Origin of the sequence: Bradyrhizobium sp. AUGA SZCCT0283 (genome assembly GCF_018130385.1) — a bacterium.
Classification (GTDB): Bacteria; Pseudomonadota; Alphaproteobacteria; order Rhizobiales; family Xanthobacteraceae; genus Bradyrhizobium.
Map to the genome: position 1 here is coordinate 1 of NZ_JAFCLU010000067.1, position 10,922 is coordinate 10,922.

The following is a 10,922-nucleotide window of genomic DNA, read 5'->3' on the forward strand; positions in this document are numbered from 1 at the left end:
AGGGCGGGGTGCTTCCGAAAACTCCAACTCTTCCCGTGTACCAGTCATATGAGGTGGGGACGCCCAACGGGAATCCTTCGCTGTTGCCTATCGTATTCTGATGGATGGCGTCGGTCAGCGGGGACGGAACGTTAGCCCAGACGATCCCTATCACCACAATGACCGCGATGCAGATCGCCGTGCTAGCTCCTATGCGGTTGATGCGGGTCATGCCAGATATCTCAGGGACACTTCTGGGGTGGGTTCTCGCGCTCTTCCGGGACCGGCAATTTAGTCTGTCCAGTTCACACAAATCAAACAGAAAGGGTATGTATGGCTACCACAACGACGCGCGTCAATGACGATCCGCATCCACCGGCACGAGGCGCTACCGAAAACCGGCAGCTTCGAAGTGCGATACTCAGATGGCCGGCGGACACCCCGTCGCCAACGCGCGTTGGTGGTGTAGATCATCTTGCGGACGCCAGGAGCGAATGCGAAGAACGGAATGACGTGCACCCAGGCGCGGCGCCTGGCCGATCGCTGGGTAAAACCTACGGCGCGACGCTACCTCGAAGAGAACCTCATCCCGGCTCCCGTTCCTGACAGCGACACGAGCGACGATCATCGCGACGTCGCTGCGGGTGCGAGTTGCCAGCCGCCATCCGTCAAATGCACATAGACGCGATCGTCCTTCAAATAAATATTAGCAGCAAGTACCGACTTGCGGATATATCTGTCCCCAACCTGTCAGTGAAGAGAAGCCGGGAGGAGGAGCAGTGTTCCCCGTGGCAGCGGAGCCACCTCTATACCACGAGAAAGAGGTCGGGACTCTGTATGGATTTATTCCGTTGTCATATCCGGAATTTTGCAAAACGACACAGTCGATCGACAAGGACGTGCAGATGGGTAGCGCCGGACGCTTGTGTTGTTGCACTTGCAGCACTGGATTGTGATGACACATTACCCGCCGCGTCGTGTGCGATGCAGAGTCTCTCTTCAACGAGGGAATGCCGTTGTCGCTGCATCGCCCGTACTGGGCTGGAGGCGCTATCGTCGCGGCGCTCGCCGATGAGACGAGGGCGCCGAGTAACATGAGAGTCGTGAGCGGAATGGCAAGACACTCTTTCATGGAAGGTACTTATGACCAGTATAGGCCGAAGCCTCCAGGTTCCGATTCATATAGTTCCTCGGCTCTCCGATGCTTCTTCAATCCGCGAACCAGCGGTCATCGAGACATGCGAGTAAGGGAGGTCGCGTTCGGTGACTCCTACAGGTCGAGCCAGCACCACAAACATGCTGACCAACAAGTGGGAAAACGCCACCGTTTCCCTTTCGAAGCTTTGATCGAATAGTCCAACCAGCGTCACGCCGGCAAACATGGCAATCCAGAAGTGCAGGGTTCCAATTTCTGCCGACCTTTTTCCATTTGAGAAAGCCAGCCGCTGCCGGTCCGACATTGCGGCCAGCGGAATGCTGAACCAAAAGACGGCAAAGGAGATCAGGCCGACCATGCCCGTTTCGAAGAATATTTCCACGAACTGACTATGCGCCAACAGGGAAAACGGGCTGTATAGCGCCACTTGACCGGGACCATATCCGATCCACGGTTGTTCCAATCCAAGCGTAGATAGATAGTACCAGTGGTGCATGCGCCAATGGACCGAGGTCTCTGCCGTGCGCCAATCCCACACCGCATATTCGCCTCTCAAGATATAGTCTGGAACTGATCTCAGGTCTGAAAACAATTCTCCAAATGGAGATGTCCATAAGACTATAGCGAATGCGGCAGCGAACGCCGGCAGGAGGGCGGGTCTTTGAGCGAGAAGGAATATGCCGATGGTCACCCCCAGCAGCGCGACTCCGGTTCTTGAAGCAGAAAGGATCAGGGCAACGAGAAACAACATGTACACCACAATGTGGAGATGCCTAATGGGAAGGCGCATTGTTTGGCGCGATAGCTCGCAAACGCAAAATGTCAGCACGATCTCCAGGCTGTAGGGTACGGCGTGCGAAGAAAGACCCGCCACCCGTGCAACCTTGTCGAATCGTGTGAGGGGCGCTGCATTGCCAGTTAGGTACTGACCTAGTCCAACCGCTGAAATTAGAAGCAGCAGCAATAAAAAAACACGATGAACGTTCAGACAAAAAGTTGGATGGCGATAAACAGAATAAAGCAATATCACAAACATCATCAGATAAACGTACCTGAAGATCTCGTACCAGGCAGCATATTGGTCGACAATGCTCCCGGTTCCAAGGACGTTGACGACAAATGACAGTCCGGCGGTGACAATAAAGACCGATAAGCACACCAACAGCGTGAAAAGTCTCTTGTGTATTCTGACATGTCGCATGTGCCAGGCGGCCACAAGCCCAATCACGATGGCGGTGACTGAAAGAGCCAGTGAAATGTACGTGCCGTACAGACGATCGACCCCATTGGAGAGTGATCTCAGGAAGATAAAGACAAGAACAAATAGCGGGAGTGCATTCATTTTGAACGGCGCCTTAGTGCGATCGGACTTGGAATACAGCCCAACTGTTGAAATGGCATGGCGCCTGGTGCGGGTCACCACACAGAAGCACGGCAGTGACGGCTTCGCCGCCACGCCGCGCGAGCGCTAGGCAGCGCGGGACGGTGCAGTGGGAGGCAGCACATGGGAACCGCCTCTGCGTGGCTCGATTGCTCTGCGATAACATCCAAGGGTTCGCTCGGCGACAGAACGCCAGTCTTCCCGTTCAGCCAACCAGCTGCGTGTTTTCTCGCGGAGTTCCGGCGGCCACGGACGGTGTGCAAACGACGCCAGGCGATCCGCGAGCGCCGATACGTCTCCCAAATGGAAATAGTGCGTGTCATCAAGTCCGATCTCCAAGTGAGCGGGAATGTCACTGGCTACCACTGGCAGACCGAAGCTCAGGGCCTCCATCAACGCGATCGGTAAGCCTTCGTGCGAAGATGGCAAAACAAAAATGCCTGCATGGGCGTACAACTCCCGCAGTGCGAGGCCGCACTGGAAGCCCGCCATGACCACTCCGTCAGTCGCCTGCGCCCGCGCCGCAACCGCAGCAGCATAGGCATCAGGGTGCTCAGAAGTCCCCACCAACACGAGCTTCCATCCGTCGAGTCTGGCATCGGCAAAAGCCTGGATCAGCTCCGTGTGCCGTTTCTCCGGTACGAGCCGGCCTACCATCAACACGTATCGTCCCGGCGCGAGCCCGAATTTCTGTAGCACCGAAGTGCTCCTCGGCACTTCAGGCAAGGTGATGCCGTTCGGAATAAGGTCCGAGTTCAGGCCGTATTTGTCCCGTACCAGCTTTCGAATTGTCTGGGAGATCACGATGCGGCCATCGGAAAACCGCATGCCCCAGGCCTCGCCGGCATGCAGAGCCATTCTGGCCAGTCGGCCCCACTTCTCTCGTTCGTAATCCGGGCCGTGGTGCGTCACGACAACATGCAGTCCAAGCAACCGCGCGATCGGCACCATCAAAGCCGGCCCGATGGCCTGGATGTGCAAGACGTCCGGCCGCTGCCATGCTGCCACCAGCACTCCGAGAAACGAATGAACGATCGTCTCAAGACCTGAGGCCTTCGGAGACCACAGCCGCAAGTAGCGTACCCCGTGCCACTCGTCGCCCCGCTCACGCGGCATATACGAGGAACGGACGATCACTTCGACGTCGCAACCCAGTTCCCTGAGGTATGGGCACAAATGCTCTGCGTGAGCTTCCACTCCTCCCTGCACATCGGGGAATCCACGCAAGCCAAGCATGATCACCCGCAGCACCAGACGATCCGCACTCACTACACCCTCCTCGTTATCTGCTAGCTATTCATGAACTCCTTGAGCGGGTATCGGGCGTCGACCGTCTCTCTGCCGCGCACCAGGCGTGCCTTTTGCTTTTCGTTGAGGAATGACGTTCGCTGAATGCGCGGAGTCGGCGCCACGTTGGAATAATCAATGTACTGATCGAAACAAATCGGCTTGCCGAGCATGACTTTCAGCTTGTTCTTCAGCACCCACATTAGCGGTCCCCTCTTCGGCGCCTGGGGGAGCAGCGTTGAGCGCATTGCCGTGCGTGCGGTCGTCACCATCCAACAATTCTGTTCGCAAGTCCGCACTTTACTGACCGCGTTCTTCGCCGCGTCACTCGCCAAAATATCGTTCCAGGACTGCCGCGCCAGGTTACCGAGCAGCAGGTCCGATCGCACGTTGCAGGCCCACACATCGGACCAGGGATCGATGAATGCAAAGTCTGTCCCTGCGGTACAGGGTATCAGTCGCGGCTGACCGAGGACCTTTTTGATCAGGCCCAAATTCAGGTAGGCGCGAAACCAGTTCTTTGGCTTGTTACTCTTGAGCATCGCAGTGATAAGCCCTTCCACTTGTCGGGCCACCGCAACCCGCTCGTAGAAGTAGTTATCATTCTTATAGAATTGCCACGCGTTATGCAGCGCCGAGGTTGCGAGTTCGAACCCCATCGAACACGCCAATTCATAGGTTCGCACCAGTTGAGCTACGTTCTCGTCTTGGATGACGAAGGCGAACCCCAGATCCTGCCCGCCTGCCTCTTGCAGCATTCGAAGCCCAGCCACCTTTGTGGCATAGCCATCCTTTTCGCCGCGAATGGAGTTGTTGGTAATCTCGTTACCTTCAAGGCTAAAACGAATCTTGATGTTTGGGTGCTTCCTGACGATGGGCAGGAGACGCTCGGGATGCAGTCCGTTCGAACTAATCTCTATGATCCGGGCCTTGGGATGGAGCAGATCTATCATCTCGGCGAGATCCTTCCGCAGGGTTGGTTCTCCGCCGGAAACATTCAGGTTGTCGAACCCCGTGGGAAGCTTGGCGAGGGTCTCGAGTGTTACCTCCTCCTTGGGATCAGTCGGATTTTGCCAGATGTAGCACATCTGGCATTTCGAGTTGCACCGATACGTGGATATTATGGTGAGGTCCATTCGTATTCCTCGCTATAACGTACTCCGCTCAAATGCTCAGCAGTGATTGGTAGACGGCCATCAGCTCGGTGTTATGCTTTTCGAGCGAGAAGTCCCTTTCCACACGGATCCTTCCGGCAGCTCCCATGCGTGCGCGCCGCGCGGCGTCGCCCATAAGACACTCGAGGTGCATTCGAAGCTCTTCCGCGTTTCCGGGTTCAAACAGAAGCCCTGTCACCCGATCGGTCACGAGTTCTGGAATGCCGCCAATGCGAGTCGCCACGACAGCCTTGCCATAGGCCATCGCCTCCAGCACCGACATCGGGCAGTTCTCGCACCACTCCGAAGGCACAACCACCACAGAGGCTTCGGCGATCGTCGTACTCAATGTCTCCCCGGACAGCTGGCCCGCAAACCGCACATTCCGGGCAAATTGCAACTTGAGGGCATCCGCCAGCGGGCCCGTGCCCGCAATGATCAGCGGCCATCTGCATCCCGCAGCCTCATGGGCACGGAGCAGGGTCTCTGCACCCTTTCCCGGGGCAAGGCGGCCGCAATAAAGCACGTATCCCTTGTCCCGACCGCTCGCCGAAATTTTCGTGACATCCACACCGTTGTAAAGCAGCTTCACCCGGTCCACCGAGAAGCGGCGTAACACCGACTCCTGCATAAATCGGCTCGGTGCGAGAAAGCGATCCACCTTCTCGTAACTCGCCAGCCAGCGTTGAATGACGGCTTCCATATAAAGCACGGCGCTTTGCGCTAACGAACCGTCGGCACAACGATGCGTCAGCACATGATGGAAATCGCCGGCGAGACATAGCGAACACAATTTGTCCCCGCGCATGCGGGTATGCACCGGACACACCGGCTTCGAATCGTGCAGCGTCAGCACGACCGGAATTCCTCGTGACTTGGCTACGCCGACGATCGATGGAGTCATCTGGTGATAAATGTTGTGACAGTGCATCAGGTCTGGCCGTGTTTCCTCGATCAGGGATGCGAGTTTGCTCACAGCCTCGCGTGAGTGGATCAACGAGAGCGCGCTCCTTATCTTGGCAAGGTAGCCACCGCTCCGATAATCCTGGCGAGACACAAAATGCGACGTGTACGGCGATTGGATATTCCGCTCGTGCTGCATCGCGAAGTCGATAATTTCTGTCCCCGTGTTTGTCAGGAACACTCTTTCTTGGAACAACACGGCCTCTGAGCCGCCGTTGTTGAAAAGAAACTTGTTGGCGACCAGTACTTTCATTAAGGGTGGCTACCTTCATCGACAACCGCACATTCAAGCGCCGCGCAAGTACCGCGGCACGTCCAACGCCCGTGGTTCGCGGTCACCAAAGCGAATCATCGCTCTCGACAGGAATTGTGCCTCCGCCATCGCTCGCGGTAGTTCTAGCGCTGGACTGAGAGACGCTACCAGAAAGCTGTACGACGGAGGCCGCGAATTGGGAGGTACCTACGAGTGAGTAGCGGCCCGCAGGTGCTTGGGACTAGCACTTAGTCAACGATTGGAAGAGTACCTCTCTTTTCCTTTTCTCTTCCTTGCTTTCGTTGTGCAATTATCACAGTTGCAACGTCGGTGACGATCCAACCAGGAGGTGCAAAAATGAAAAAATGACAAGGGTGTCCGCGGTAGCTATCAGTGGCGCGGCGCCATTTGGCGTGTCAGTTGCGGTTTCGTGGCGTGGACTTTCGGATCTTTTGGCCCACCGATGAAGCGCTAGTGGACGCAAATGCCGGCCGGCATGTTTCTCAAGAGGGATTTGTTTCGAGCCTTGCGGATCCCACAGGGCGCTATACTCTGCAGCAGTTGAAGATGAACTTTGCTACAGGCCGCGTACGAAAAAAAACATATCAATTCGCCAGGGGGAATCGGTGTGTTTCTGTTGACGAGTTAGAATGAAACAGCTTCTCAAAACTGGCATGTTCCAAATGGCTCGTTGGTCTGGACTGATGCCATCCATCCGCAGGATTTTTGCTGGTAGGGCAGTTATCCTGATGTTTCATGAGATTCAGCAAGATTGTCGCTCGGAATTGATGACCGGCACTTCAGCTGCTTTTTTTGAACATTCACTCAATTGGCTGCGGCAAGAAGGATGGGAGATTGTCAGTCTCGATGCATGTCTCGAGCGATTGGCCACAGATCCCCGACCGAGCCGCTATGCGGTGCTTACCTTTGACGACGGCTACCGAGACAATGTCGCGGCTGCGCTTCCAATCCTCGAGCGAAACAACGCGCCGTTCATGATCTACGTCCCGACTGGCGCCCCGACGCGAACGCTGCAATCGTGGTGGCTGGGCCTGCGCGAAATATTTCGCTCGAGAGACACGGTTACGATCGACGCGATGGGCATCCGGTTCCGCTGTCCGGACTTTGACAATAAGATATCGGCCTTGAGCAAGGTAACCCAGTGGATCCACCAGGATTACCACCGCGCTGCAATGCTCGCCCCGACGTTCAACAAGGCGGGTGTGTCGCTATCGGCATTGAATGCGGCCTATTTCCTGGATGAACGCGAGCTTCAAGCCCTGGCGCAACATTCTCTCGCGTCAATTGGCGGTCACACCGCTTCGCACGCAGCACTAGCGTCCCTGGATGTCCTCTCAGCGCTAGCCGAAATGACCGATAACCGCAACTATCTGGAGAAATTACTTCAGCGTCCCGTTCGGCACCTCGCCTATCCTTACGGCGACTCCAGAGCATGTGGTCCTCGGGAAGAACATCTCGCGAAGGACGCAGGCTTTTCGACCGCAGTAACGACGCGGCATCGGCACCTATGCGATCGCAAACTAAACTATTTTGCACTTCCTCGCATCGGCGTTGGGGGTCAATTCGAAACGAGAATCGCATTCGAGGCTCGTATGAGCGGCGTCCAGTCGGCGGTGCACATGCTGGGTCATACCTAGCGGGTCGATTTGCTTTAAAACATCGTAGCCTGTTAACCGTAAGAGATCAGAAATGACAATTCGAGATTTTGCGCGCGCCGCCAAGCTCCGGCTAATCACTAGATTTCCGCCGGCATCAGCGAAAGAATTGTTGCTAAGGGATCAACAGATAGGATCCCGTTTGGATTACGGTCCGGAACGAGCCGTCGAACTTACCCTGGATTGGTTGTGCCGCGCTCAAGATATGAGCCCGGGTCGAGATGGAGGCGTGTCAGGCTTCTATAGGCTTGGGTCCGGATGGGCCGCATCATACCCAGAAACCACGGGATACATTATTTGCAGTTTTATTGATCAAGGGCTCAGGCGCGGCAATGACGATCTTCTCGATCGTGCTCGTCGGATGCTTGATTGGCTGGTGGAGATACAGTTTCCGGAAGGTGGGTTTCAGAGTGGCCTTATCGATGCCGCGCGTCCTCTGCCGGTGACGTTCAACACCGGGCAGATACTTCTGGGGTTGGCGCGGGGAGTCGAGGTTTTTGGTGATCGCTATCACGATGCCATGGCGCGCGCAGCAAATTGGCTGGTCGAAACACAGGATGCGGACGGCTGTTGGCGAAGCGCCCCGACTCCATTGGCCGCTCCTGGCGAAAAAGCTTATGAAACTCACGTATCATGGGGGCTTTTCGAAGCCGCCCGTGTTGCCGGCAGACAGTCCTGGGGTGAATCAGGATTGCGGCAAGTTCGCTGGGCGGTGAGCAAACTGCAGCCCAACGGTTGGATGGCCGACTGCTGCCTGACAGATTCTCAGGCTCCGCTCACCCATACGTTGGGCTATGCACTGAAGGGACTCATAGAAGCGTATCGCTTCTCAAATGACCGCTTCTTTCTTGATGCAGCCGTTCTGTTTGCGGACGGCTTGGCCGGTTGCGTCGGGCAGGACGGCTATTTGGCCGGGCGTTTGCGGCCTGATTGGTCCCCGGCGGTAAACTGGGCGTGTGTCACGGGCTCATCTCAGATCGCCTGGTCACTCATGTTCCTTAGCCAACATTCTGAACGTCCCCGGTATCGGGCGCTTGCATGCAAGCTAAACCAATTTGTCCGCCGAACGATTCCGGTGAGCGGTGATGCCGACATGGTTGGAGGCGTAAGAGGATCATTCCCCTTCAATGGCGAATATTTTCCTTTTGGTTTTCCAAATTGGGCGGCCAAGTTCACGCTCGACGCTAATCAGTTCGAGCTCGAAAACGAACCCGAAAATGGACTTTCCATAACGGCCGCTCATGCAATTTAGACCCAATCTTAGAGATATACTCAAAGATAGAGGCAAACAGGACTTCGAGATCTCCTCGATGTCTGCTGTTTCCCCGATAAGATGGACGTTCCTCTCGGCAATCATATCGGCATCGGCGATGGCCGTGCAGCTTGTTGTCGTTAGTCGTTTCCTGACAGTATCTGAGTTGGGGACCGCTGCGATTGCGATGATGATCTTAGGATTTGCAACGGTCATCGCCGACTTCGGAGTAAACAAGGTTCTGATCAAGGAGCAAGGTGATCTCGCCCCCGGGCTGAGGACCTTGCTTTATGCGATCGAGCTGGGTTTGGGTTTCGCAATCTGGATTATCGTTTGGATGAGCTCGCCTGCGCTGGCCCACTATTACGCGGCGCCGGAACTTGCATCCCTTCTCCGGCACGGGTCCGTTGCCTTATTGATTATTCCCATCGGGCACCAATTCTACTTTCTTATCTCGAGAGACCTCCTCTTTAGGAAGTTGGCTATCATTGAAATTGTCAGCTCAATTGCTGGCGTGGCAATAGTGATTTTCGCTGCCATCCTGAACGAAGGTGCCTACGCGATCGTGTGGGGCTGGGCCGGCAACCTGTCGTTAAGGTATTTGCTGATTGCTTTTGACGGATGGCAACAATATCCACTTGCGCGAAGGTGGACAATCAAAGGTTCATTGCCGCACTTGAAATTTGGCTTCTACGCGACTGTTGAAAATATAGTCAGCTTTATTTCAACCAATATCGATTATCTGGTTATTGGATATTTTCTAGGCCCCCAACAGCTCGGCTATTACGCCCTAGCCTATCAAGTTGCAACCTTTGCACCGCAGAAGATTGCTCCAATCCTTACGCGAGTCGCATTTCCGATGTTCGCAAAACAGCAGGCGGACGGTTCGGTTCTGCGCGCCGGCTATCTTAATTTTTCGCAGCTCGCAATCGTATTGACGCTACCTTTGCTTGCTGGCGTTTTGATAACGGCGCCTTTGCTCGTGCAAGTAGTGTTTGGAGTTGCGTGGGAACAGTCAATTCCGATACTTCAGCTGTTGACCATCGTTGGCGTCGGAAAAATGGTGATAGTTCCAGTCGTCCCACTTCTCTTAGCGAAAGGGCGTGCTGATTTGGCCTTCGCGTCAGGGTTGTTATTTACTTTGGTCACTTTCATTGTTTTCTTGCTGATTGTCGAAATGGGACTGCAAGCCGTTGCCGCATCTTTTGCCGTTGTTTCATGCTGTTATGCGGCGTACATGCTCGGCCTAGTCAGATGGATCATCAACCTCAAATTACTGACCTATCTATCATCGCTAAAGACGGCTTCTGTCGCGACATTTTGGATGAGCCTTGCGGCCTATCTTATCGTGGCTCAGACCATCATTTCTGTCCAAGCTACAGGGCGTCTTTTGGCAGCGATTTTCATCGGAGGGATTATTTATGGAGCATATATTGTGGTCGCGGATCGGCGTATGGCTCTGAACATTCAGAATCTGCTTACGGGCCGTTCCGATTGAGTGGCTGCGATCTCACTTGTCGTGACAGTTTGAAGCGCCGATCTCAAATCGGATAGCATGCTGCCCGCGCCTGAAGCCGGGCACGAAGGGCGGGATCGGTTAGAAGCCACCCTAACGCCCAGCCACGATCCGCCGGCCCTGGGTCACCTCAAACTCGCTGAACTGGAGTCTGGCCCCTGAAGGAGGACCAGACGATGAAGCGGAAATTGTTTACGGAAGAGCGTAAGCACCCGCCCAAGGCCGCGGGAGACTCTGGTCCGAACTCCAGGCCGGCCGTGCAATGATGTGTGGACGGCGTATTTTCCGCGATTGACGGCCGGTTC

Annotated in this window: 7 protein-coding genes and 1 pseudogene; 3 read left to right on the forward strand and 5 right to left on the reverse strand. The window is 55.3% G+C overall.

Going from position 1 to position 10,922, the window contains the following annotated elements; all coding sequences use genetic code 11:
- The 5 genes and pseudogenes from JQ624_RS37340 to JQ624_RS37360 form a co-directional block, all read right to left on the reverse strand.
- Positions 1–211, reverse strand: a pseudogene (locus tag JQ624_RS37340) (hypothetical protein); the annotation flags it as partial.
- Between the two features lie 946 nt (positions 212–1,157).
- A complete protein-coding gene (locus JQ624_RS37345) occupies positions 1,158–2,477 on the reverse strand; it encodes an O-antigen ligase (RefSeq protein WP_212423865.1) in 1,320 nt (439 codons plus the stop codon).
- A gap of 126 nt (positions 2,478–2,603) precedes the next feature.
- On the reverse strand, positions 2,604–3,785 hold the full coding sequence (locus JQ624_RS37350; protein WP_312014568.1) for a glycosyltransferase family 4 protein: 1,182 nt from the start codon (positions 3,783–3,785) through the stop codon (positions 2,604–2,606).
- Between the two features lie 20 nt (positions 3,786–3,805).
- Complete coding sequence (locus tag JQ624_RS37355; RefSeq protein ID WP_212423866.1) at positions 3,806–4,939, reverse strand: radical SAM protein; 1,134 nt, start codon at positions 4,937–4,939, stop codon at positions 3,806–3,808.
- Between the two features lie 28 nt (positions 4,940–4,967).
- Entirely contained in the window at positions 4,968–6,173 is a 1,206-nt protein-coding gene (locus JQ624_RS37360; protein WP_212423867.1) for a glycosyltransferase family 4 protein, read from the reverse strand.
- Positions 6,174–6,823: 650 nt separating this feature from the next.
- On the opposite strand from JQ624_RS37360, the gene JQ624_RS37365 reads away from it, so the two are divergent.
- The 3 genes from JQ624_RS37365 (at position 6,824) to JQ624_RS37375 (ending at position 10,599) form a co-directional block, all read left to right on the forward strand.
- Complete coding sequence (locus JQ624_RS37365) at positions 6,824–7,831, forward strand: polysaccharide deacetylase family protein (protein ID WP_249130389.1); 1,008 nt, start codon at positions 6,824–6,826, stop codon at positions 7,829–7,831.
- 247 nt (positions 7,832–8,078) lie between these two features.
- Positions 8,079–9,101 carry a hypothetical protein gene (locus JQ624_RS37370; RefSeq protein WP_212423868.1) on the forward strand — a complete coding sequence of 341 codons (1,023 nt, stop codon included), beginning with the start codon at positions 8,079–8,081 and terminating at the stop codon, positions 9,099–9,101.
- Positions 9,102–9,159: 58 nt separating this feature from the next.
- Positions 9,160–10,599, forward strand: a complete 1,440-nt coding sequence (locus JQ624_RS37375; protein ID WP_212423869.1) for an MOP flippase family protein — start codon at positions 9,160–9,162, stop codon at positions 10,597–10,599.
- The last annotated feature ends 323 nt before the right edge of the window (positions 10,600–10,922 follow it).